Origin of the sequence: Solirubrum puertoriconensis (assembly GCF_001483135.1) — a bacterium.
In the GTDB taxonomy this organism is placed as follows: Bacteria; Bacteroidota; Bacteroidia; order Cytophagales; family Hymenobacteraceae; genus Solirubrum; species Solirubrum puertoriconensis.
Genome location: NZ_LNAL01000006.1, coordinates 174,901 through 197,519 on the forward strand (window position 1 = coordinate 174,901; position 22,619 = coordinate 197,519).

Here is a 22,619-nt window from a genome sequence, read left to right on the forward strand (position 1 = left end):
CATGCCCGTACTATCCGATGTGGCCGCCGCGCTGCCGGCCATCAACTTTCAGCGCGAAATGCTGGCCCAGCAAGGCATGGGCGTGCTAGGTGCCTGGGCCTTGCTGAACCTGCTGGGCAGCGGCTGGCTGGTTACGCGCACGCTGCCCAAGCAAGCCCAGCACTACTTCCATCAGATGAACGTGGGCTGGGGCGTGGTAAACGCTTTTTTGGCCGCGTGGGGCATTTTGCAAGCCCGGCCGCTGCACGTGGAGGGGCTTACACTCGTTGACAGCCTGCAGGCGCAGTTTGCGTTCGAGAAGATTCTGCTCTTCAATGCCGGGCTCGATGTGGCGTACGTGGCCGTTGGGGCGTGGCTGTTTGCGCGGGCGGCCTCGGTAGAGGAGCTGCCCGAGCGTTACCTGGGCTATGCCCGCTCGCTGTGGGTGCAGGGCGGCTTCTTGTTTGTGTTCGATGTAGGCTTTTACCTTGTGTACCACCGCTGCGCGGCCGAGCTGCTGGCGCTGGTGCCCTAGGTACTTAGTAGGCCATGGGCACAAAAGAGCCCCGGCCACTACTCGCGGCCGGGGCTCTTTTGTGAGGTAGGCACCTAGGCTTGGGTGCCGCCAATTTTCTCGATCAGCTTTTCGTTAAAAGCGGGCAAATCGTTGGGGTTGCGGCTGGTAATCAAATTGCCGTCTACCACCACCGTGGAGTCTTGCCACTGGGCACCGGCGTTGGTGAGGTCGGTTTTGAGGCTGGGCCAGCTCGTCATGTTTTTGCCGCGCACGAGGCCGGTTTCTACCAAGGTCCAGGGGCCGTGGCAAATGGCTGCCACCACTTTGCCCGACTTCATAAAATCGGCCGCGAAGCTTACGGCTTTGGGCTCGGTGCGCAGCACATCGGGGTTCATTTGGCCACCGGGCAGCACCAGCGCGTCGTAGTCGGCGGGCTTGGCTTCGTCGAGGGTTTTATCCACGGATACTTTGCTGCCCCAATCCTTCTCGTCCCAGCCTTTAATCGAACCGCTTTTCAGGGAAACTATATCTACATCGGCGCCGGCATTCTTCAGCGCTTTTACGGGTTGCTCCAGCTCCGATTGCTCGAAACCATCGGTGGCAAGCACGGCTACTTTTTTGCCCTTCAGCGGGTCGTTACCAAAAATGCTCATGGTGTTTGGCGGTGTGGTGAAACGGTTGGCAATGAAAAACCGGAACCGCCCTAGGTGGGTGGTTCCGGTTTCTGGCTAACGCAAAGGCGAAAGGGGAGGTTGTGATGAGCTGTAGCGCGGACTTTGTAGTCCGCGTCCACATATACAGTTCCTAATTGCTTACACGATTAGAAGTCACTATCCGGGGACGCGGACTACAAAGTCCGCGCTACAGGTGCTATTCCTCGTCGTGGCCGGCGGCTTTGCGCTGTTTCTTGAACTGCTGGCGCAGCTCCCGAATGCGCTCGTCGAAGCCGTCGGGGTGGTACTGCACGTCGTCCACGTCTACCTCCTCAAGCATGTCCATCAGGGCATCGGAGTGGTCGGCGCGTTTGCCGTTTACCAGGCTGATGAACGCCATTTCCGACCACAGCAGGGATTTCAGACGTAGGCCTTCGGCATCGAGCATCTGCATTTCAACCACCAGCGAGGAATTATCGAAGTGAATGAGCTGCGTCCGGATGAGTACTTCCTCGCCGTGGTTGGCCGGTTTCAGGTAGCTGATGTGGTGCTTGGTAATAACCCAGGCGGCGCGCTGCTCGCGGGTAAGCTGCCCTAGGTTAAGGGCGTAGTGGCGCATGGTGTGCTCTTCGCGCGCGTTCAGGAAGTAGTCGAGGTAGCGGGCGTTGTTGAGGTGGCCCAGCTGGTCGCAGTCCTGGAAATAGATGCGGTGCCGGGTTTCGGGCGTTTGAATGAGCGTGGCGTTGTCGGCCATAGGGAAGTAGTAGGTATGCCGAGCAAAGTAACACCTTTGGCCGCCTTTGGTTGGCAGGCGGCTACTGAACGGGTAGATTGCCTTGGGCGTCGGAGGCAGTTACGTGCTCATCGGCAGCGGCTACTTCGGCGCTGGGTTCGGCAGCGGCAGGTGGCGCAACGGCCGCGTTTTCGGCGTCGGGCTGCTCGGGCTCTTGGACAATGCGGTAAGCATCGGCAATTACCGTATCGTCCTCGGGTTTGCGCGCGTCGGTAGGGCTATCGAATACCACCAGCACGTGGTTTTCGTTGAGCAGGGCCATGCCCTCGGCTTTGTCCTGGCCGGCGGTAGGGCCGTAGCCGTGCGGCACGTCAAACATGCGGCGCAACTGCGAAGGTGCCACCAGGCTGTCGGCGTCGTGGTGCAGGGCATCGGGCCAGCAAAACACGGCAATGGTGCCGTCGAGGTCCATAGTAGGGCCGGCCAGCAGGTACAGGTCGTTGCCCACGAGGCGCATTTCGCGCAGGCCCATGCCGCCTAGGTCGAGAAAATGCTTGCGGTAGTACACACCCTGCGCATCGGAGAGCTTGCTGAGGCGCAGACGGCCGGGTTTGCTGCCTTCGGTAACGTGCAGCTCCAGCACAATGGCCCAGCCGCGCAGCACCGGCCCGCGCAGGCCCACAAACAGGCGCCCGTCGCCGGCGTAGGCCATGCCCTCAATGTCGAAGCCGTTGTCTTTGCCGGGCAGGTGCACAAACGGGCCCACGTGCGGGTCGCGGCGCAGCAGGCGGATTAAGGTATGATGACCTAGGCGGGCGGCCTTCAGCTTACGGCGCTTCTGGCCCGGGTTGGGGGCCGATTTCTGCAGCTCGTAATCCTGGGTTTCCTCGTTCAGTACCAGCGGTACCCGGGCCAACAAATAGCGGTTGGGGTCGGCGCGCACTTTGGCCAACTTAGCCAAGCCCTTTTCGGTGTCATCCTTTTCGGGCTTGGGGTCTTTGCGACGCAGGCTGTGCGAGCCCACTATCCACAAGTACCCGTCGCCTTCGGCCAAGCCCTCAATGTCGATTTCGGCCTCGGCATCGGGGTCGGGCAAGTCGAGGAAATCGGCCAGCTGAAAGCGGCAGTGCTGCCCAAAGGTGGTGGCATCGGTAAGGCGCAGCCGTTCCACGCTGGCGCGCTCGTCGCAGGCCGTCCAGAGGTTGTCGCCGGTGCGCAGTGTCGAGGAAAGTCCGTCGCGCACGTGCTTGCCCGAAGGATTGAGGCTGAGGGCAGGGTCGAAGCGCAGGGTAATGGCAGAGGGCGAGTTAGGCATAACGGCAGCAAGGTCGGGAATGAGGCATACGAACGAAAGTACCCGCCCTATGGGTTGTGCCTAACCTTTCTTCTCGTCGGTAGCGGGGCCCAGTACCTTCAGCTTATCGCCCTTGCTCAGGCCCGATACAATCTCGACGTTGATGCCGTCGGAAATGCCCGTTTTCACCAGCTTTTTCTGGAACTGCTGCGGCGCGGTTTCCACCTCCACAAACACGCTGTCCTTATTTAGCTTGCCAAACTGCAGCAACGCTTCCCGAATAGCCAGCACCTGCTTTTTGTGGTCGAGCACAATGTCGCCGTTGGCCGAGTAGCCCGCGCGCAAAAACACACCCGGCTGCGGCTGCACCTTGGCCCGCACCTGAAATTTGATGGCGCCTTCCTCCGTCACGCCCTTCGGCGCGATGTACTCCAGCGTGGCCGGAAACGCAGTGCCTTCGATAGCGCCCACCGTGAGTTTAATGGGCATGCCCTCGCGCACCTTACCTGCTTCGCTTTCGTCGATTTTGCCCTCAAACACCAAGCTGTTCATGTCGGCCACGGTGGCCAGGGTAGTGCCCTCGTTGAAATTGTTACGCTCCACCACCGACGAGCCCACTTTCACGGGCACATCGAGCAGCAAACCCGTAATGGTGGAGCGCACCACGTTAGTAGCGCCGCCGGTATTGCGCGAGGCGCCGCGCTGGGCAATTTGCAGGTCGTTTTGGGCGGCCTCGAGGGCTTGGCGCCGGGCGCGCACATCGTTGAGCAAGCGGTTGAACTCCTGCTGCGCAATTACCTTCTGCTCGTACAAGGGGCGCTGCCGCTCCAGCTCTTGCTGGCTGGTTTCCAAAGCCACGCGGGCCTGCTGAATCTGGTTTTGGGCGTTGTTGACGCTGGCGGCGTTGGGCACCGTGCGAATGCGTGCAATCAGCTGGCCCTCTTTGATGGGCTGCCCGGCCTCCACGTACAGCTCCTCCACAATGCCCGAAACCTGCGGCTTAATCTGCACCTCGCGGCGGGGTACAATGCTGCCGGTAGCCACCGTTTTTTTGGTGATATCGGCCACAAAAGGCTGCTCGGTTTTGTAGGTGATGGGGTCGGCGTGGGCCTGCAGGTAGAAGTAGCGGCCCAGCCACCCGAAGCCGCCAAGCAGAAGCACGAGAAGAAGGACGAGGAAGACGCGTTTCATGGCAAGCAGTAAGTTGGTTGTCGGGAGAGAAGGAGAGAGGGTAGTTGGAGGGATTACTCGTCGCGCAGGGCCACTACGGGCTGCACGCGGGCGGCAATGGTGGCCGGTACCAGCCCAGCCAAAGCCCCGCAGAAAACCAGCATGAACACGGCCGTGAGGGCCACCTGCACATCCACCTGCGGGTTGTAAAAGAAGTTGATGTCCTGGCCTTCTATGAGGTTGCTCAGGAAAGCCATAAGCGCAGTGCCGGCCAGCAGGCCGAGCATGCCGGCGGCGGCCGTAATCACAATGCTTTCTTGCACAATCATGCTCACAATGCTCCAAGGCGTGGCGCCCATAGCCTTGCGGATGCCGATTTCCTTGGTACGCTCTTTCACCACGATGAGCATGATGTTGCTCACCCCGATGATGCCGGCCACGATGGTACCTAGGCTCACCCACCAGCTAAAGCCGGCAATACCAAGGAAGAGGCCCTGCACGCGGGCGTATTCTTCCTCCACGTTGGCCGAGCCAAATGCCCGCTCGTCGGTAGGCGATACTTTGTGTTGCTGAGCCAATACCTGCTTTACTTTCGTTTCCACCACTTTGGCCGGCACGCCGGGCTTGGGCAGGAAAGCGAAGTAGTCAATCTTGTTGACTTGGTTGAAGGCAATCTGCAGGGTGGTGAGCGGAATGAAGATGGTTTGGGCGTCTTCCTGCGCCTCCTCGGCCCGGCCCGTTCCCTTAAAGGTGCCCACCACCTGAAAGTAGGTGCCCTTGATGCGAATTTGCTGCCCAATGGGGTTTTGCGTGCCAAACAGCACCTCGGCCACCCGCGCCCCAATCACGGCAATTTTGCGTCGGTCGCGCACGTCGGGCTCGTTGATGAAGCGCCCCGACAGCAGTGCCACCGGCCGCACCTGCGGGTAGCCGGGGTATTCGCCGTTCACCGAAAACGACGAGCTTTTGGTGCCGTACTGCACCGTAAACGTGCCGTGCAAGGAGGTGCGCGGCAACACCAATGCAGCCTCGGGCACTTGCCGCTGCAGCACGGCCACGTCGTCGTTGGTGAACTGCACCGAGCGGCCCGGCTTCATGCCCTTAAAAGGCTCGCTCGTGCGCTGCGACCACACGAAGATGGCGTTCTTGGCTACGTCGAATTCTTTCTCGACGCCGTTGCGAAAACCTTTGCCCGCGCCCAGCAGCACCACCAGCATAAAGATGCCCCAGAACACGCCAAAGGCCGTGAGCGAGGTGCGCAGCTTGTGCCGCTGCACCGTACTCCAGATTTCGCTCCACTTATCTAGGTCGAACATGGCTTAATGGGGTTACGGAAGCAGGAAGGGGCGAAACTCCCCTCCTCAGATGAGGAGGGGTGCCCGAAGGGCGGGGTGGTTGATGATCGTTGGGCTGTCGCTTGAACGATTGCCCTAGGTCGATAACTCTAGGGCGTCATGCTGAGCGCAGTCGAAGTCTCCTGATACTAATTCCACCAAAGCGATAGAGATGCTTCGACAAGCTCAGCATGACGTTCTTTTTAGTAGCGTTTACTATCCGACGCTAGGGCAAGTACCCCAGCCGCGCCTTCGGCACGGCGTCCCCTCCTCAGTTGAGGAGGGGAGTTTAAATATTTTTATTCCGTCCGGAGTGCTTCGATGGGCTTGATGTTGGCTGCTCGCATGGCTGGCACAAAACCGGCCAGCGCGCCAGCCAGCACTAGTAGCACCGTGGCGCCAACGGCCACGCCCACATCCACCTCGGGGCGGGTAAAGTAGGGCAGCTCGGCCCCCGATTTCTCGATGGCGTAGCGTAATCCATCGAGCAGGCCCACGCCGGCCAGTAGCCCTAGGTAGCCGGCCAGCCCGGTAATCACTACCGACTCCTGCACCACCATGCTCACAATGCTGAAGGGCGTGGCGCCAATGGCTTTGCGCACGCCAATTTCTTTGGTGCGCTCCTGCACAATAATGAGCATGATGTTGCTGACGCCTACCACGCCGGCAATCAGCGTAAGCACGCCGATAATCGACACAAACAGCCGTATGCCGTTGAACAAGCCCTGAAAGCGGGCCACCTCTTCCTCGTTGTTTTCCAGCTCGATGGCCTGCTTGTCGGCAGGGTCGAACTGGTGGCGGCTGGCCATTAGCTGCCGCACCTGCTCTTCTACTTGCTTCACGGGCACGCCGGGCCGGGTGGTAATGGCCAGCAGCTGCACCTGGTTGTATTGATTGAAAGTGGTTTGGAAGGTGCTGAAGGGCACGTAGGCGCGCTCCTCGTTGCGGCCTTGGTTTTGGTTGGTGGTAAAAGTGCCCACAATCTGGAAGAAAACGCCTTTCACTTGCACGTACTGGCCAATGGGGTTTTCGTCGGGCTTAAACAGCACCTTGCGCACCCGTTCGCCAATCACCATCACCTTGCGGCGCTCGGCCAAATCAAGCGGGCTCAGCAGCCGACCGGTTTTTACTTCTTCGCCGTTGATGCGGAAGAACTCGCCGTTGGCGCCAAACACCTGAAACGAGCCGTTGCGCGTGCCGCGCACAATGGTGTACTCGCCCGAAAGCCGGTTGCGGGTAGCCACCATTTCCACGCCCTCCACGCGCTGGCGCAAGGCCTCCAAATCGGCGTTCGTGAATTTGATTTCGCGCCCTGGTTTCAGGCCCTGCCACGGTAGCGAGGTTTTGCCCCCGAAAATGAACAGGCTGTTTTGGGCGCCGGCGCCGAACTCGCGCCAAATGCCGTTTTCCATGCCCTTGCCCGCGCCTAGCAGCAGCACCAGCATGAAAATGCCCCAGAACACGCCAAAAGCCGTAAGGGCCGTGCGCAGCTTGTTGCGGCGCATGGTGCTCCAGATTTCCTGCCACTTATCCAGGTCGAACATCGCAACGGCTGATTAGGCTAAAAGCACGCGGTAAGCAGAAGGCGGAAAGTACACGGCCTAGGTGCCCGCGCCTCGGCGGGCACCTAGGGCAGCAGACTAGTGGCAGCTTTGGCGCACCTTCTCGAGGCGGCGCACCACATCCAGCACGGCTTTCTCGTCGGTGGTGTAGAGGGGCAGCTCGAAGTTGGTGGTGTTGCCCTTGCGCACGCGCCGGATCTTGATTTCGTAGGGCGCTTCGTTTTTGCCCTTCTCGGGCTTGCGGCGGAGGTAGGTAAGGGGTTCTACCTCGCTCCATTCAAAGTCCATCACCAGTTCAAACTTGCCATCCGACACCTTCGCGGCCCAGCCTGCTTCGCCGCCTTTGTTGTAGCTCACCAAAATGGGCGCCGAGGCCTGCACGTCGGCTTTGTTGTCGCGAATGGTTTGCGTGGCGTGACAGCCTTTCAGATCGAGTCGAAGCTCCTGCTGGGGCTTGGCCGGGTTGCGCATCAGCTGGTTGATGCGCTGCTGCAGCGCCTTGCTCTCGGTAGTAGCGGCGGCCGGGTTTTGCGCGTGGGCAGCGGCGCCACCTAGGAGCAGGCAAGCGGCGGCAAGCAGTACGTTTTTCATGAAGGAAGGGAGCTAATGGTAGCGGTAGGGGAGGCGGTAGTTTCTTCGGCTTCTTCGCCCACAATCAATCCGTCGCGGATGCGGATTACCCGCTGCGTTTGCGCCGCAATATCGTGCTCGTGGGTTACGATGATGACCGTCATGCCCTCGGCATTTACCTGCTTGAAGATGTCCATCACCTCCTGCGTGGTGTGGGTATCGAGGGCACCGGTGGGCTCGTCGGCCAGAATGAGTTTGGGCTGATGAATAAGGGCCCGCGCCAACGCCACGCGCTGCCGCTGCCCGCCCGAAAGCTCGCTGGGCAGGTGGTCGGCGCGGTCGGCCAGGCCCACGCGCTCGAGGTACTCCATGGCCAGGCGGTTTCGCTCGCGGCGGCTTACCTGCTGGTAGTACAGCGGCAGGGCCACGTTTTCGAGCGCCGACTTAAAATTGAGCAGGTTGAACGACTGAAAAACAAAGCCCAAAAACTGGTTGCGCAGCTGCGCCGCCCGCCGTTGCGAAAGGCCCCGATCGATGTGGGTGCCAGCCAGCCAGTACTCGCCGGCGTCGTAATCGTCAAGAATACCCAGGATGTTGAGCAGGGTGCTCTTACCTGAGCCCGATGAGCCCATGATGCTTACCAGCTCGCCGGGGTGCACTTCCAGGTCAATGCCCCTGAGCACTGGCAGCCGGTTGTGGCCCATTACGTAGCTCTTTTCGATTCCGCGGAGTTGAATCATGGCCCGTCTGCGTTTGCATCAAGATAAACAATAACGCCGGCGTAAGCCACCCCTAGGTTGCGGAGTGGGCTTACACCGGCGTCAGATGCGCGGGCGCGTGCAGGCGTTGCCTGCGCTACCGAAAATTTTTAGTTGCCAGCTTTCTGCTCGCGCAACTTCTGCTGGATTTGCGGCTTGCGTACTTGGTACTGCTTGTACTGCTCGGGCGTCATAATTTGCTTCAGCTGCGCCTCGGAGCTGGCATTAATGCGCCGCAGCGCAGTGGTAAGGCCAGCTTTGTCGGTGCCAAATTTGGTTTGAGCGGCGTTTACCTGCTCCACTGTGCTGGCCAGCACTTGCCGAATGCGCAAGGTTTGGTCTTCGCGCAATTGCAGCTCTTCCGTCATTACCGAAGCCAGGTCGCGGGCGTTTTCGCGCCGAACTTCTTCGGCCGTGCGCAGGGCCTCAACGGGGGTGCTGCTGGCCGTGTCTTTCTTGGCGCGGTTGCGGCGGGCGCAGCCGGTGGCTAGCGTGGTGATGAGTAGCAACGCAAATAGCCAAAATCGGAGGGTCATAGGAGTGGCGAAAAGGGGGATGTGCGCCAACATACGTGAAAACCACAAGTTGTGTGGCGACCCACTCGTTGGCGACGCCCCTTGCCCGCCCTTTGGAGCAGCCGCACCTAGGGGCATTGCTGGCGCAGCTCGGCCACCAACTGCTCGGCGGCGGTCCGCACTTGCTCCACAGCCGCAGCCAGTTGCGCGGGCTGCGGTGCGGTGCCCGGCTTGCCGGCGGCCTCAAGCAACCGCACGGCCGGCAGCAGGTGGTGCAACTCCATGCCCGCAAACGAGCTTTTCAGAAAGTGTGCTGCATCGCTCATGGCTGCCCACTCGTGGTTGCGGAAGTGCTGCACCAGCCGCTCAACAGCGGGCGGCGTGGTTTGCACAAACAGCTCGGCCAGGCGCTGCCGAAAGCCTGCATCGCCAGTGGCGGCGTGGGCTATGGCGGGGCTCTGTGGCAACCCCGCACCGGTAGCCGGGCCAACAGCTTGATTAGCTGAGGTTACTTGCCGCAGCACGCGCAGCAACTCGTCTTCGCGGAAGGGTTTGGAGAGGTACTCCGAAAAGCCCGTCTCGCGGCAGCGCCTGGCCTCGCCGGGCAGGGCATGCGCCGTAAGGGCTACAATGGGCGTAGCGGCGCGGGCGGCTTCGGGGTGGTTGCGCATGCGCACGGCAGCGCTCAGGCCATCGAGCACGGGCATGCGAATATCCATGAGCACGACATCGAAGCGGTAAGTATCGAATAGCTGCAACGCCTCCAGCCCGTTGGCGGCGGTATCGAACTGTACGCCCCAACCGCGCAGCAACGAGGCGGCAAACAGCTGATTCACGGCGTTGTCCTCCACCAGCAGCACGCGTATGCCCGCCAGCTCCGGCGCTGCAGGCTGCTCGTGCCGGTTGAGGGCAGGCGGTGGCGCCAGCGCCGGGGGCAGCGGCAGCTCTACGTGGAAGGTGCTGCCCAGGCCGGGCTCACTTTCGGCCCAAATGCGGCCGCCAAGTAGCTTCGCCAAGCCGCGGCTAATGCTCAGCCCCAGGCCCGAGCCGCCAAACTCGCGCGCGGTGCTGGCCGAGGCCTGCGTAAACGGCTCAAAGATGGACGCCAGCTGGTGCGGCTCAATGCCAATGCCGGTATCCTCCACGGTAAGATGAAACGTGGGCTGCGCGCGGTTAGGCAACCACTGGCCGCTTAAGGTTACGCGGCCTTGCTCGGTAAATTTGATGGCGTTGCCGAGCAGGTTAAGCACAATCTGGCGCACGCGGTGCGGGTCGCCGCGCACGAGGGCCGGCGCCGGAATGGGCAGCTCCAGATGCAGGCTGATGTCCTTTTCGGCCGCGCGCAGCTGCAGGCTATCCAGGGTATCGTGCAGTAGCGTGTGCAAATCGAAGGCAATACACTCGAGTTGCAGCTTGCCCGAGCCCAGCTGCGCCGCCGACAGCACATCGTTGATCACCACCAACAGGTGGTCGGCCGATTGCTTAATCAGCCCTAGGTAGCGCTGCTGCTCGGTGCTCAGGGGGCTGCGGGCCAGCAGGCCGGCCATGCCCAAAATACCGTTGAGCGGCGTGCGCACCTCGTGGCTCATGTTGGCCAAAAACTCCTGCTTTACGCGGGCGTTTTCTTCGGCGGCTTCTTTGGCACGGCGCAGCTCTTGTTGGGCCCGCTTAAGCTCGGTTATATTGCTATCGACGCCGAGCACGAGCACCGTACCATCGGCCTGCACAAAGGGCCGCTTAATGCTGTGAAAGCAGAGCACTTTTCCGTCGGGCCGGCGGATGCTTTCTTCTTGTTCTACTTGCCGGTGCGTGGTTACTACTTCCTGGTCTTGCTGGTGGTAGCGCTGCGCGGCCTCGGCGTCGGTAGCGTAAAGGGCGCCGGCGCTAAGGCCCTCCAATTCTTCTACCGATAACCCAAACAGCTCGGCCGTGGCTTCGTTGGCCAGCACGTACTGACCGGCTTCGTTTTTGAGGTACACCAAATGCGGTACCGAGTCGATTACCTGGCGCACCAAGCGGCTTTGTTCGGCGGCTTGCTGGTGCGCGCGCCGGCGCTCGGTCTCGGCCAGTTTTTCCTGGGTTATGTCTTCGGCCGAGCCGATGATTTCGCTGGGGGCACCGCTGGCGTTGCGCGCAAACACGCTTTCGCGCACCCGCAGCCAGCACAGGGCCCCATCGCGGCGCCGCACGCGGTATTCGGTCGAGATAAGCTCGCCGTCGAGGGCTTGCTGCAGGCGTTGGTGGTGAGCCGCCACCGCAGGCAGGTCGTCCGGAAATACCAGCTTATCAAACATGGCGTTGCCCATCAGCTGCAAGTCGGCAGCCGCGTAGCCCAGCATGGGCGCTAGTTGGCGGTTGCAGTACAGGTTGCGGCCCTGCAGCAAATCGTAGAGGTAAATCAGGCTTGGTACGGTATCGGCCACCCGGCCCAAAAAGTGGCGGCTGCGGGCCAACTCTTCGGCGGCGGCACGGCGTTCGGTTATGTCCTCGGCCGAGCCAATAAGCTGCCGTACGCGGCCCGCTTCGTCGCGGCTGAAAACGGTTGTCTTCAGCGACAACCAGCGCCAGTACCCGCCGCAGTGCCAAAAGCGCAGCTCGGCCTCCTGCAGCTGGCCTTCGGGTAAGTGTTGGTAGGCGGCCACCTGCGCATCGAGCAGGGGTAGGTCGTCGGGGTGCAGCAGCTGGCGCAGCTCGGGCGCACCTAGGCGCTGCAGCTCGGCGGCCGAGCAACCCAGCAGGGCCTCGGCCTGGTCGTTGGCATATAGCAGGCGCCGCTCCACCACATCGTACAGAAACACCAAGGTGGGCAGCGTATCGTTGATGCGCGCCAGCAGGTGCTGGCTGCGGCGTAGCTCCGCTTCGGTTTGGCGCAGCGTGCTCACGTTGGTGAGGTACACGTTCAGCAGCGGCGTTTCGGGCACGGGTACCGCCGTCCAGATGTAAAACCGGTCGGCTAGCGCGTGCTCCGTTTGCTGGGGGCGCTGCTCGGCCACGGCCCGCTCGAGCAACTGCTGCAAAAAGCCTGTGGCCTGGAGCCCATCGGGCGTGGTAAGCAGCGGGCGCAGCGCCTCGGCGGCCACATTCATGTACCGAATGCGCCCCTGCCGATCGGTGGTAAACGCAGGATTAGGTGTAAGGCGGGTGAGCTCCGAGAGCAGCTGCAGGCGCTCGGCCGCGGCTAGCGGCAGCTCCGACTGAGCGGCTAGGTGCTGCTCGGCCGCAAGCCGGGCCTGGCGCTCGGCCGCATAGCGGCGGGCTAAAGTGGTACGGTAGCGGACAACTCGATTGGCGGGATACTGAACGGGATTTATCGGCATAAGTATGATAGCACCAACAAGGACTAATTCAGCGGCGCATCAGCGCACGCTCACCTCGTTGTTCTGGATCATACGATAAATGGTAGACTTCCCGATTTTCAGAAGTTGAGCTACGTGCAAAATATTTCCGTTGTGCACGTCGAGGTAGCGCTGCACAATGCGCGCAATTTGCTGCCGCAACGACTCATCGGCGGGTATTTCACCGTTGCCACCTGAGCCGTTGCGCAACGATAAATCGGCGGGGCCAATCAGCTCGTCTTCGGCCAGCACGGCAGCCAGCTCCACCACGGCTTTTAGCTCGCGCACATTGCCAGGAAACGAATGGTGCAGAAGCTGCTGTTTGGCTGCTTCGGAAAGCTGCCGCGGCGGCAAGTGATTTTGGGCGCAGAACGCCCGCAAAAAGGCGTCGGCCAGCAGCAGTACATCGGTGCCCCGCTCGCGCAGCGGGGGCAGCACAATGGGCAAACCCAGGAGGCGGTAGTACAAATCTTGGCGGAAGCGGCCTTCCTTTACCTCCTGCTCGAGGTTGCGGTGGGTGGCCACAATCAACCGCGCATCAAAGCTGATGGTTTTGCTGCCGCCTACCCGCGTAAGCTCGCGCTCTTGCAGCACGCGCAGCAGCTTGGCCTGCAGGTTCAGGTCGAGGTCGGCAATTTCATCCAGAAACAAGGTGCCGCCGTGCGCCTGCTCAAAACGCCCAATGCGCCGGTTTACGGCTCCGGTAAAGGCGCCTTTCTCGTGGCCGAACAGCTCGCTTTCGAGCAGCTCGCGCGGAATGGCCGTTACGTTTACGGCCACAAACGGCTGCTGCTGCCGCACCGAGCGGTAGTGAATGGCCTTGGCTACCAGCTCCTTGCCCGTGCCCGTTTCGCCACTTACCGATACCGTGATGCCCGTGCGCGCGGCTTTCTCTATAAGCGTGAATAGCTCCTTAATGGGCTGGCTGTTGCCGATGATGGCCTGCTTCGGATCGAACTTCTGGCCTACTTGCTCGCGTAGCCGCTGGTTTTCGCGGCGCAGGGCCAGCTGCTCGCGCACTTTCAGCACGCTGTGCCACAAACGGTCGGGCGTTTCCGCATCCTTGGCAAAGTAGTCGTAGGCACCTTGCTTTAACAGTCCCACGGCCGTGTTTACGTCTTCCTGTGCCGAAATCACGATGATGGGTACGTTGGGTAGTCGCTCCTGCAGCTGACGCAATACCTGCTCGCCCGTGCCATCGGGCAGCGAATAATCGAGCGTAACCATATCGGGTTTTTCGGTAGCCAGGTGCTGAAAGCAAGCCTGCGCCGACGAAAACTGCCGCACGGTATAATCCGGGTTTTGAGTCAGCTTGTACGCTAGTAGTTCGCTGTACAACGCGTTGTCCTCAATAATAAAAATAGTAACAGGGGCGTGCGGCATCGCAGAAATAAAAGTGCCTGGTACTTGACTAGCTGGCAAGTACTTAGGAGCAGAAACCTAGGTTTCCGGTACACGAATTTGAGCGTTGCAATAGGTAGGTAGGGCGCAATGCGATTATACGGGGCAAAAGCCGCTCAGTCAACATTTCTCAAAATGAAACTCGACCGTATCATTACTAGACAGTATTAAGAAATCAATATTGTAATAATAGTCTGATAATCATATTGTTGAGCATTGGCATAGCTGCAGGCAACGTTATTGCCACCAGACGGGCGCGACCCGAGGTGGGTAGTGATTACAGCTATGTGCATGAAACAATTCTCCTCAATTTCGGCCTTGCTTAGCCGCCGCGTGTTGGCAGGTGCGTTGGCTATGTTGGGCGGTGGCACGCCGTTGGTGGCGCAAACCGCTGCTTCAACGGCACCCTACTATTCTACTTTTGCAACGCCCACGGCACCGGAGCACTACAGCGTGCGCTCAAACGGCTTGTTGTGCGTGGGCTGCGGCGTAACCAACCCCGAGCGCGCCGCCGATCTGGACCTGGATAGCTACGCTACCTTGCAAAACTCGGTGGGCTTGGGTACGCGCGTGTCAATGCGTTTGAAGATGAACGGCGCCGCGCCGCAAGGGCACCGTGCCGGTGTGGTACTCGGCAGCAGTACCACGCTCGATGCCTCGGCCCTAGGTGCGGTGGTGCTGCGCACCTACCAGGGCGACACCCCACAGGAAACCGTGCTAGCAAATGCCAACGGCGTGCAGGCGTCGACGCTCACCGACGGCCGCACCCGCGTAGAGTTTGTAGCTGCCAAGCCCTTTACCCACATAGAGGTGGAGGTGCTGATTACAGCTAACGCGCTGAACACGCTGCGGCTTTACTACGCCTACGGAGTGCCCTCGAACCAGCAAACCACTGCCACGGGCTACCTCTCGCGCCTCATCACCCCCTCCGACAACGACTACCAGGCTACAACCGGCGGCGGTTTGCTGTGCGTGAACTCGGGTGTTAGCAATGCCGCGCAAGCTGTTACCGCCGATCTGAACGATTTTGCCACGCTAACCACGGCAGCGGGCGTGGGCTGCACCTCAAGCTTGCAGGTACGTCTCGAGGGCCAAGCCCCTGCTGGGTATCAAGCGGGCTTTGTAATTGGCAACGGCAGCATCATCGACCTCGATGCTTTTAAGGCCATGCGTCTCAAAACTTACCTAGGCGGCACCCTGCAGGAAACTGCCACCGCGGCCGATTTGCTGCAGCTGAACGTGCTGCCCAACGGCCGCTACGAGGTGAGCTTCGCCACGAACAAAGCTTTCGACCGGGTGGAGTTGGTGCAAGGCAGCTTGGCTAGTGCCCTCAGCAACCTAAATGCGTACTACGGCTTCGGCATCGAGCCGCGGGCATTCCGCGACGATGAGCCCGTGCTATCGGATTTCAACCTTCCCCAGGCCGGCACCGATTATCAGGTAAGCGGCAACTCGCTGCTGTGCGTAGGCTGTAGCCTGCAAAACCCCGAACGCGCCGCCGATAATGTGTTCAACCCAAGCGACTACGCCGAAATGCGTTTCCCGCTAACTGCCCTAGGTACGCAGCGGATTAAACTGCGCCTCAACGGTGCAGGCAAAGCGGGCAACCTTGCGGGCGCGGTGCTCAGCACCAACACCGGCTTGCTGAGCACCAGCCTGCTGAAAAACGTAACTATCCGCACGTATGCGGCCGACGGAACTACCCTGCTCGAAACGAGCAACAGCTCGAGCTTGGTGCAAACCGGCTTACTCGAAGGTGGTGGCCAAGAAGTTGGTTTCCTGACCACGCAAGACTTTGAGTGGGTTGAGGTGGAAGTGCGTGGTGGCGCAGGCCTGTTCAGCAACGCCCGCATTTACTACGCCTACGCCGACGATCCGGCCCAAGGCTTTCCGCTGAGTGTGTCTCCGCCGCGTGGGCCGCTACCTATAGAGCTGGTTTCGTTCCGGGCGGCCGCGCAAGGTGCCGGCGTGGTGCTGAACTGGCAAACTGCTCAGGAGCGCAACAGCAGCCACTTTGTAGTGGAGCGCGCCATAGCCGATGGCGGCAAGTTTGTAGCTGTTGGTCGGCTGCAAGCTGCTGGCAACAGCAGCACAGCACGCACCTATACCTTCCGCGACGCCGATGCCGCCAGCCTAGGTGCAAGTACCCTCTACTACCGCTTGCAGCAAGTAGATGCCGATGGCTCCGCGGTACGCTCGGGCATTGCTGCCGTACGGTGGCAGTCGGCTGCGGCAACTTTAGCTGTGTACCCCAACCCCGCTGCGGGTTCGGCATTTGTAACCTATGGCCAAGGCAGCTGGCCTGCCAACGCCAGCTTGCGCGTGTTCAGCAGCCAAGGCAAACTTCTGCATCAGCAACAATTGCACGGAGCCGCTCCTCAGGTTTCGTTGGCCAATTTGCCCGCCGGTATTTACCACATAGTGCTGTACAGCGGGCAGCAGCAGGTAGCCACCCAGCGCCTAAGCGTAGTTGCCAACTAACGGGCTTGCCACTTACCCAGGGCAGCTTACCTTTGCAACATCCGCAATAGGTGGCTGCCCTAAATGGTGGTTTGGCGGGAGATTGGAACGTTACGTTAACATTTTGGTAACAGTACCGTAACGTTAACGTAATCAGGCAACAATATAGCGTTGCCAACTTTGCAACAACATTCTCCACCACCAATCACCTTTTCAAATGAAGGGTACTTTAACCCGCCTGAGCAGCTTCCTCCTAGTAGGCCTGCTTGCCGCCTCGTGCTCGAAGCAAAACGATGTAGCGCCTCAGCAGCCTACTGCCGTAAGCCAAAGCGCCGACGCTACCCGCGACAGCCACTTGGCCATGGGTAACCCCAGCGGCGCCGTCGCCAGCAGCTCGTACTACTGGAACTACCTCATGCAAAAGTCGCAGTACGCCATGTCGTACCACCGCGACCGAGGCACGCCCAACTGGGTATCGTGGCACCTGAGCTCGGCTTGGCTGGGTTCGGCCGCTCGCCAGGATGACTTCCGCAACGATACTGCGCTGCCTTCGGGTTGGTACCAGGTAGGTGGCAGCAGCTACTCGGGCTCGGGATTCGACCGTGGCCACAACTGCCCCTCAGCCGACCGCACCGGCTCGACGACCGATAACTCGGCCACGTTCCTGATGACGAACATGATTCCGCAGGCGCCCATGAACAACCAACGTACCTGGGCTAACCTCGAGAACTACTGCCGTACCTTGGTAGGCCAAGGCTACGAGCTGTACGTGATTATGGGCCAGTACGGCAAAGGCGGCACGGGCGCCAACGGCTACATGACGACCATCGACGCAGGCCGCGTAACGGTACCCAATCGTATTTGGAAGGTGGTTGTGGTACTGCCCGAAGGCTCGTCTGATGCTAGCCGCGTAACCAGCAGCACCCGCGTTATTGCCATCGATACACCCAACGACAACTCGCTGCTCTCAACCTGGGGCTCATACCGCACCACGGTTGATGCCATCGAAAGCGCTACGGGCTACGACATTCTCTCGAACGTTTCGGCCTCGGTTCAAAGCGTAGTTGAGGCTCGCGTCGACAACGGCCCGACTAGCTAATTAGGCGAGCAGTTATACCGCACAAAAAAGGCCGCCCACAGCATGGGCGGCCTTTTTACGTTTATGTGAGCGAACAGCCAGTATGGAGGAACAATGGTGGAGAAACCCGTGAGCTTACACCTTAGAAGGTAAAGTTCACGGAGGCCTTAATAACGCGGTTTTGGGCGTCGAAGCGGTTGTTTTTATCCAGCGACGACAAACCGTAGTCGTAACCGGCACTCAGGCCCAATCCGTTCCCGAACTGGTAACCCGCGCCGCCGCTCACGCCAAAATCTAACTCGCGGAAGTAGTCGCGCACCTCAAAGTCTTGCTTGTATACATCAAACCCTAGGGCACCCGCCTCAACGCGCGCCTTGCCCGATACCAAGTACGAAGCTTGCGGACCCGCGTACAGATACAAACCGCGCGTGAGGTACGCCTTGGCCAGCACCGGTACATCGATATAGCCCATGCGAGCAGTAGCCGTGGCTTTAGCGTTCAAAAAGTCGAAACGCTCCATGGGTACCCTGCCGTTTACAATCACACCTTTCTCGGAGTATTGCACCCCCGGCTCGATGGTGAAGCGCGGACCTAGGGGCAGGCTGACATAAGCGCCCGCATGAAAACCAGGGCGTTGCTCTTTGGTAATAGCACCGTTGGCTAGGTTCGTAAGGCTTTGTACGCTTTCAACTGCTTCGCCGGACCAATCGGCCACGTTCAGGCCCGCCCTGATGCCAAAGCGGACGCCATCGGTTTTGTTGGCACCGCTGGTAGGGGGCACGTTGGAATAAGAGCGAACCTGGGCTTGAGCAGTTGCGGCTGAGCCCAAGAACAAAGCGGTAGCAAAAGCAAATAGGGTAGCTGCGCGGTTAGTTTTCATGACCACGGGAGGAAAAAGTCGGACGAAAAAGGGAAGAGCAATGCTGCGTCTCGAGGCTGCTGCGCATTGCTATTTGGCCATGGCAATAAAACCGTGCCAATTCCGGTTTACACCATACTTGGTCTACAGCTCGTCAAGGATTATGTATATGTTATTATTGAGAAAAGGGTTAGGCGCTGCTTCCTTCGGAAGGTACCTTTGCAAGCATATAGAAAAGGCCGCGAAGGCCAGGTGAGTGAACCAAAAAAGCCACGCGCAGCGTGGCTTTTTTGGTTTTGTGCATGTTGCTCTCGGGGAGTGCAGTACGTGGTTAGGCGTTGTCTGCGAAATAGAATATTGCTAAGTCTTGTGCGTGCCGATAATTCGGCTAGCGGAGTGCCGAGGATAGTAAGCAAAGTAAGGGGCCATTCATCCCAAGCTAGACGCAGGCGCAAACCAATCGTGTGTGCCTAGGGCCTGAAAACACCGCGGCCGCTCTGCAAAGAGCGGCCGCGGCTATGTTGCTACTGGAAGCGTTACTTAGTGGTTTTCGTTGCTGGCAGGTAGGCCAACACTGCCGTCTTCGTTAGCCGGAATCTGATTCATGTAGGAGCGGAAGCTCATGGCAATTTCGCTTGCTAATGAGTTGGCTTGTGCCCGTACGCGGCGGTCGTTTTTGGTGCGCTCGTTGCTTTTCTCGGCCCGCAACTGCGTCAGGTATTCGTCGAGGGGAATAAGCGTGTCGAGGTTCTGCGGATTAGTAATCACCCGGAAAGCCCCAACGCTGTAGGTGTACCCCTCGTCGGTAGCCTGAAAGGTAAACTCGAAGCGAGCAGTACGCTCAGCTTCTTGCCCTTTGTTGTCGAGCGGCTTCAGCTTAACGGTGCCAAGTACGCGCAAGGTGCCAGCGCCGGCGTTGGTGGCAAAGTCGGTTTTGGGGCCGTACGCAAAGCGGCGCTCTACCCAGTCCTGAGCACGCGCATGCAGCGTAGCGCGGCCGTACGAATCGGCCGGAACTCGTTCGCTGTATTCAATTGGTGCAGTATCGGACTGCGCCAAGGCAGGTGCGCCAGCCAACAGGCCAAGCAGTAGGCCGAGCAATAGTAGCGGTGATTTCATACGCGTAGAGCGATGAGGTAGACTTGGAAATGTGATGTGCAAAGCTCCGACGGGTGTGGAGGTAGCAGGTTAAGCTGGCGTTACCAAAACATGAACCTATCACTCCTCAACTCAGCCAGAAACTCCAATTTTTGAGTAAATGTAAAAATGATTTTGCATTTTTTCTACAAACAGGATTTTAATGTTTTAGTTGAAATATCTTCTCAGAAAAGTTAAAAAGTGCAATGCTTAAGCAAGTCCTGGCTAAAACATATAAGAGTGTTGGTAGGTGAAATTATCTGTTTATCAATAATTTATAACTGTTGGCCATATTCTGATTGTAACACCTTAATAATATAAGGTGGTTTGTGGGTTAACATTTTGTTAACACCAAATTTCATCAGCGGTGGTGTTGCGCTTCTGGCGAAGTTGGATACTTTTGCGACGTGCTTCTGAATTTCCAACATAAAACGAAGCGCAGGACGGCTCTTTCGCTGGTTCTGCAACGGGGTCGAAACCCGTTTTTGTTGGCCGATTTCGTTTCGTTTTTCCGTTTTTCTTCGCTAGCCGCCCGGTTGTTACCGGAGCGGTTTTTTTGTGTTCGTTTGGCTCAAATGCAAGAGGGAACAACTGGTTTTCCCTAGGTCGGCCCAAATCGCAGCGCTGGCAAAGGGAGGCACTGCAGCTACCAATAGCACTACCCTGTCGCGTCGGCCGAAGCATCTTTACGGTTAGCAGCCCCGAGCAACGGTGAGCAGATGGCCGCTTAACCAAGCCGTAGAGGTGCTTCGGCCGGCGCGGCGCGGCAAATAGGCTGAGTTGCAGTCGATTCTCCGTTTAGCGCTATTCCGACCTCCCGAACTCAATAGCCCCATCTACTATGCAACTCGGACCTACTCTTTCGCTGCAGAACCCCGTGTGCCTGGCCGCTGCCCCCTGGCAGCTGCCCGACAACCTAGGCTACGAGCGCCTAGGTGCTATTTTTACCAAAACGGTCATCATGGAGCCGCGGCCCGGTGGGCGCGAAGGCATTATTCGCGTAGCCGACTCCTCGCTGCTCAACACCACCGACCGCCGCACCGAGGGCGCCGAGCAGCTTGTGCAAGACCACCTGCCGCACCTACGCCGCCACGGCGTACCCGTACTGGTGAGCATCACCGCTCCCGGCATTCCTGGATTTCGGAAAATTGCCCGCTTTCTGGCCCGCGAAGCCGCCGGCCAAATTGCCGGAGTTGAGATATACATCAGCAGCGCCACCACCCAAAAGGGCTTCGACGTGACGCCGCGCTTTGTGCGCGAGGCCACCGAAGCCGTGCGCAACGAGCTGGGTGCCGACGCAGCCCTCGTCGTAAAGCTGCCGCCGTGGCCCGACCACGTGCGCGCTCTGGCCCTAGGTGCCCAAGAGGGAGGTGCTACGGCCTTGGCTGCTTGCAATACTCTAAAAGCTCTGCACCTGCCCGATGGCGGTGAACCTATCCTAGGCGGCCTCTCGGGCGAAGCACTGCGGCCCATGGCCCTGCGCTGTGTGTACGAACTGGCCCACGACGAAAGCATTCAGTTGCCGGTTATCGGCACGGGTGGCATCTTCACCGCCCAACACGTGCGCGACTACCTGCGCTGCGGCGCGGCAGCCGTGCAGGTAGCCACCGGCGAGTGGCTGGAGCCCGGCCTCACGGCCCGCCTCGCTACCGAATGGGAAACCGCTAACAACATCACCGCAAATCAAACTGCCGCATGGATCAGCTAACCCGCCGCGCCCAAACTACCAGCTCGCTGCTCTGCGTGGGCCTCGACCCGGTAGGAGAGAACGTAGAAAACCGCTTGCGTGAGGTGGTGGAGCAAACGGCCGAGTACGCTGCCGGCTTCAAGCCCAACCTGGCATTCTTTCTGGCCCGCCCCGATGGGGTAGCCCTGCTGCAGCGCCTGCGCGAGTGGATACCCAGCGAAGTGCCAATGATCCTCGACGGCAAGTTCGGCGACATTGCCAACACGGCCGAGCGCTACGCCGCCTTTGCCTACGACATCATCGGGGCGGATGGCGTGACGGTGAACCCTTACATGGGCGACGACGCCATTATGCCGTTTGCCCGCCCCGGCAAAGCCGTGTTCGTGCTGGCCAAAACGTCCAACAAGCCGGCGCACTCCTTCCAGGATGAGCAGCTGGTGCGCGGCGGCACGCTCAGCGACTTAGCCGCCGATGTGGTGCAGGACCTTCACCCCCAGCACCCCGACCTAGGTCTGGTGGTAGGCGCTACCAACGCCGACGCCCTGGCCCGCCTGCGCCTGCGTTGCCCCGAGCTGTGGTTCCTGGTGCCCGGCGTGGGCGCCCAGGGCGGCGACCTAGCCGCTACCGTGCAGGCCGGCTGCCGCCACTCCGATGGCCTGGGTCTTCTGATCAATACTTCCCGTAGCATCTGGCAGGCCGCTGACGCTGGCGCCGCGGCCCGCGACCTTACCGAACAAATCAATGCCCTACGCTCCGAGCGATTTTCAGCAACAATTTGAGCAGCAACTGCGCGGCGAAGGTGCCCTATTGAGCGGCCACTTTCGCCTGTCCTCCGGTCTGCACTCCGATACCTACGTGCAGTGCGCCCGCTTCTTGCGCCGTCCCGACCTAGCCGCCCCGGCCCTAGGTGTACTGGCTAAGCTGATCCAAGAAGCTGGCCTGCAGCCCGACTTGGTAGTGGGCCCCGCCATGGGTGGCGTGGTTGTAAGCTACGAGCTGGCTCGGCAGCTACAGGTGCCGGGCATCTTTACCGAGCGCGACGCCGACACCAAGATGAGCTTGCGTCGCGGCTTCACGCTTCAGCCGGGCGAGAAAGTAATCATTGCCGAAGACGTGGTAACCACTGGCAAATCGACCTTGGAGGTGGCCGAGGTACTGCGCCAGATGGGCGTGGAAGTACTGGGTGTGGCTTGCCTCATCGACCGGACCGGCGGCCAGCATGAACTAGACTTCCCCTTGTTTGCGTTGCTACCGGTTCAGGCGGCCACTTATCAGCCCGAAAATTGTCCGCTGTGCGCCAAGGGCATCCCGGCGATTAAGCCTGGAAGTCGGCCCGACGCGGTGCCGACGCTTGCGTAAGGACGGCGGTTGTCGTTCTTTTGTATCTCCTTCGCTACCCCGTGCAACGAAGCTTCTCCCATACTTCCACCCCGCTCATGCGAACCCGGCCCAACAAGGCCGCGTTCGACAGCATGTGGCGCCGTAGCGCACTGCTGAGCCGAGCCGCGGGCCTGCGCTTGGATGCCGAGCGCCGGGAAGTGGAAGAGCAGATAGCCGAGCGACAACAGCAGCAACAT

At 59.9% G+C, this 22,619-nt stretch carries 19 protein-coding genes; 6 read left to right on the forward strand and 13 right to left on the reverse strand.

Features of this window, described 5'->3' with window-relative positions:
- The first annotated feature begins 1 nt into the window (after position 1).
- Positions 2-514, forward strand: a complete 513-nt coding sequence (locus tag ASU33_RS05665; RefSeq protein ID WP_059069137.1) for a DUF6992 family protein — start codon at positions 2-4, stop codon at positions 512-514.
- Between the two features lie 74 nt (positions 515-588).
- Here ASU33_RS05665 and ASU33_RS05670 read toward each other — a convergent pair whose 3' ends face one another.
- From ASU33_RS05670 to ASU33_RS05720, 11 genes are all read right to left on the reverse strand, one after another.
- Positions 589-1,149, reverse strand: coding sequence for a type 1 glutamine amidotransferase domain-containing protein (locus tag ASU33_RS05670; RefSeq protein ID WP_059069140.1), 561 nt, complete (start codon positions 1,147-1,149; stop codon positions 589-591).
- 217 nt (positions 1,150-1,366) lie between these two features.
- Positions 1,367-1,903: an acyl-CoA thioesterase gene (locus ASU33_RS05675; protein ID WP_059069142.1), complete on the reverse strand. Its 537-nt coding sequence runs from the start codon at positions 1,901-1,903 to the stop codon at positions 1,367-1,369.
- A 61-nt stretch (positions 1,904-1,964) separates the two neighbouring features.
- Positions 1,965-3,197: a DUF3616 domain-containing protein gene (locus tag ASU33_RS05680; RefSeq protein WP_078062905.1), complete on the reverse strand. Its 1,233-nt coding sequence runs from the start codon at positions 3,195-3,197 to the stop codon at positions 1,965-1,967.
- A 60-nt stretch (positions 3,198-3,257) separates the two neighbouring features.
- On the reverse strand, positions 3,258-4,367 hold the full coding sequence (locus ASU33_RS05685) for an efflux RND transporter periplasmic adaptor subunit (protein ID WP_059069144.1): 1,110 nt from the start codon (positions 4,365-4,367) through the stop codon (positions 3,258-3,260).
- Between the two features lie 53 nt (positions 4,368-4,420).
- Positions 4,421-5,662, reverse strand: a complete 1,242-nt coding sequence (locus ASU33_RS05690; RefSeq protein ID WP_059069146.1) for an ABC transporter permease — start codon at positions 5,660-5,662, stop codon at positions 4,421-4,423.
- A 317-nt stretch (positions 5,663-5,979) separates the two neighbouring features.
- Positions 5,980-7,224: an ABC transporter permease gene (locus ASU33_RS05695; protein WP_059069148.1), complete on the reverse strand. Its 1,245-nt coding sequence runs from the start codon at positions 7,222-7,224 to the stop codon at positions 5,980-5,982.
- A gap of 96 nt (positions 7,225-7,320) precedes the next feature.
- The gene (locus ASU33_RS05700; RefSeq protein ID WP_059069150.1) at positions 7,321-7,833 is read right to left on the reverse strand and encodes a hypothetical protein; all 513 of its coding nucleotides are present in this window, start codon (positions 7,831-7,833) and stop codon (positions 7,321-7,323) included.
- Positions 7,830-8,552 carry an ABC transporter ATP-binding protein gene (locus ASU33_RS05705; RefSeq protein ID WP_059069152.1) on the reverse strand — a complete coding sequence of 241 codons (723 nt, stop codon included), beginning with the start codon at positions 8,550-8,552 and terminating at the stop codon, positions 7,830-7,832. The genes ASU33_RS05700 and ASU33_RS05705 overlap by 4 nt, the downstream gene beginning before the upstream one ends.
- Before the next feature lie 128 nt (positions 8,553-8,680).
- Complete coding sequence (locus ASU33_RS05710) at positions 8,681-9,106, reverse strand: hypothetical protein (RefSeq protein WP_059069154.1); 426 nt, start codon at positions 9,104-9,106, stop codon at positions 8,681-8,683.
- Positions 9,107-9,213: 107 nt separating this feature from the next.
- Positions 9,214-12,402, reverse strand: coding sequence for a PAS domain S-box protein (locus tag ASU33_RS05715; protein ID WP_059069156.1), 3,189 nt, complete (start codon positions 12,400-12,402; stop codon positions 9,214-9,216).
- A 39-nt stretch (positions 12,403-12,441) separates the two neighbouring features.
- On the reverse strand, positions 12,442-13,803 hold the full coding sequence (locus ASU33_RS05720) for a sigma-54-dependent transcriptional regulator (RefSeq protein WP_059069158.1): 1,362 nt from the start codon (positions 13,801-13,803) through the stop codon (positions 12,442-12,444).
- 309 nt (positions 13,804-14,112) lie between these two features.
- Here ASU33_RS05720 and ASU33_RS05725 point away from each other — a divergent pair, with 309 nt between their 5' ends.
- Positions 14,113-16,302, forward strand: a complete 2,190-nt coding sequence (locus tag ASU33_RS05725) for a T9SS type A sorting domain-containing protein (protein ID WP_059069160.1) — start codon at positions 14,113-14,115, stop codon at positions 16,300-16,302.
- Positions 16,303-16,498: 196 nt separating this feature from the next.
- Positions 16,499-17,380, forward strand: a complete 882-nt coding sequence (locus tag ASU33_RS05730) for a DNA/RNA non-specific endonuclease (protein WP_059069161.1) — start codon at positions 16,499-16,501, stop codon at positions 17,378-17,380.
- A gap of 121 nt (positions 17,381-17,501) precedes the next feature.
- On the opposite strand, the gene ASU33_RS05735 is transcribed toward ASU33_RS05730, so the two are convergent.
- Both ASU33_RS05735 and ASU33_RS05740 read right to left on the reverse strand, forming a co-directional pair.
- Positions 17,502-18,239, reverse strand: a complete 738-nt coding sequence (locus tag ASU33_RS05735) for a porin family protein (protein ID WP_059069164.1) — start codon at positions 18,237-18,239, stop codon at positions 17,502-17,504.
- A 519-nt stretch (positions 18,240-18,758) separates the two neighbouring features.
- On the reverse strand, positions 18,759-19,337 hold the full coding sequence (locus ASU33_RS05740) for a DUF4468 domain-containing protein (protein ID WP_059069165.1): 579 nt from the start codon (positions 19,335-19,337) through the stop codon (positions 18,759-18,761).
- A gap of 859 nt (positions 19,338-20,196) precedes the next feature.
- On the opposite strand from ASU33_RS05740, the gene ASU33_RS05745 reads away from it, so the two are divergent.
- Genes ASU33_RS05745 through pyrE form a run of 3 tightly spaced genes read left to right on the forward strand, consistent with a single transcriptional unit; the run spans position 20,197 to position 22,401 of the window.
- Positions 20,197-21,063 carry a dihydroorotate dehydrogenase gene (locus ASU33_RS05745; RefSeq protein ID WP_059069167.1) on the forward strand — a complete coding sequence of 289 codons (867 nt, stop codon included), beginning with the start codon at positions 20,197-20,199 and terminating at the stop codon, positions 21,061-21,063.
- A complete protein-coding gene (gene pyrF / locus ASU33_RS05750; protein WP_059069169.1) occupies positions 21,051-21,821 on the forward strand; it encodes an orotidine-5'-phosphate decarboxylase in 771 nt (256 codons plus the stop codon). The genes ASU33_RS05745 and pyrF overlap by 13 nt, the downstream gene beginning before the upstream one ends.
- Complete coding sequence (pyrE, locus tag ASU33_RS05755; protein ID WP_059069171.1) at positions 21,784-22,401, forward strand: orotate phosphoribosyltransferase; 618 nt, start codon at positions 21,784-21,786, stop codon at positions 22,399-22,401. Before pyrF ends, pyrE begins: the two co-directional genes overlap by 38 nt.
- Positions 22,402-22,619 lie beyond the last annotated feature (218 nt).

Coding starts and splice junctions, on each gene's coding strand:
- ASU33_RS05680 (WP_078062905.1), bottom strand. CDS start 3,197: ATGCCTAACTCGCCCTCTGCCATTACCCTGCGCTTCGACCCTGCCCTC.
- pyrE (WP_059069171.1), top strand. CDS start 21,784: ATGCCCTACGCTCCGAGCGATTTTCAGCAACAATTTGAGCAGCAACTG.
- ASU33_RS05690 (WP_059069146.1), bottom strand. CDS start 5,662: ATGTTCGACCTAGATAAGTGGAGCGAAATCTGGAGTACGGTGCAGCGG.
- ASU33_RS05715 (WP_059069156.1), bottom strand. CDS start 12,402: ATGCCGATAAATCCCGTTCAGTATCCCGCCAATCGAGTTGTCCGCTAC.
- ASU33_RS05740 (WP_059069165.1), bottom strand. CDS start 19,337: ATGAAATCACCGCTACTATTGCTCGGCCTACTGCTTGGCCTGTTGGCT.
- ASU33_RS05685 (WP_059069144.1), bottom strand. CDS start 4,367: ATGAAACGCGTCTTCCTCGTCCTTCTTCTCGTGCTTCTGCTTGGCGGC.
- ASU33_RS05705 (WP_059069152.1), bottom strand. CDS start 8,552: ATGATTCAACTCCGCGGAATCGAAAAGAGCTACGTAATGGGCCACAAC.
- ASU33_RS05720 (WP_059069158.1), bottom strand. CDS start 13,803: ATGCCGCACGCCCCTGTTACTATTTTTATTATTGAGGACAACGCGTTG.
- ASU33_RS05700 (WP_059069150.1), bottom strand. CDS start 7,833: ATGAAAAACGTACTGCTTGCCGCCGCTTGCCTGCTCCTAGGTGGCGCC.
- ASU33_RS05675 (WP_059069142.1), bottom strand. CDS start 1,903: ATGGCCGACAACGCCACGCTCATTCAAACGCCCGAAACCCGGCACCGC.
- ASU33_RS05730 (WP_059069161.1), top strand. CDS start 16,499: ATGAAGGGTACTTTAACCCGCCTGAGCAGCTTCCTCCTAGTAGGCCTG.
- ASU33_RS05670 (WP_059069140.1), bottom strand. CDS start 1,149: ATGAGCATTTTTGGTAACGACCCGCTGAAGGGCAAAAAAGTAGCCGTG.
- ASU33_RS05735 (WP_059069164.1), bottom strand. CDS start 18,239: ATGAAAACTAACCGCGCAGCTACCCTATTTGCTTTTGCTACCGCTTTG.
- pyrF (WP_059069169.1), top strand. CDS start 21,051: ATGGATCAGCTAACCCGCCGCGCCCAAACTACCAGCTCGCTGCTCTGC.
- ASU33_RS05695 (WP_059069148.1), bottom strand. CDS start 7,224: ATGTTCGACCTGGATAAGTGGCAGGAAATCTGGAGCACCATGCGCCGC.
- ASU33_RS05745 (WP_059069167.1), top strand. CDS start 20,197: ATGCAACTCGGACCTACTCTTTCGCTGCAGAACCCCGTGTGCCTGGCC.
- ASU33_RS05725 (WP_059069160.1), top strand. CDS start 14,113: ATGAAACAATTCTCCTCAATTTCGGCCTTGCTTAGCCGCCGCGTGTTG.
- ASU33_RS05710 (WP_059069154.1), bottom strand. CDS start 9,106: ATGACCCTCCGATTTTGGCTATTTGCGTTGCTACTCATCACCACGCTA.
- ASU33_RS05665 (WP_059069137.1), top strand. CDS start 2: ATGCCCGTACTATCCGATGTGGCCGCCGCGCTGCCGGCCATCAACTTT.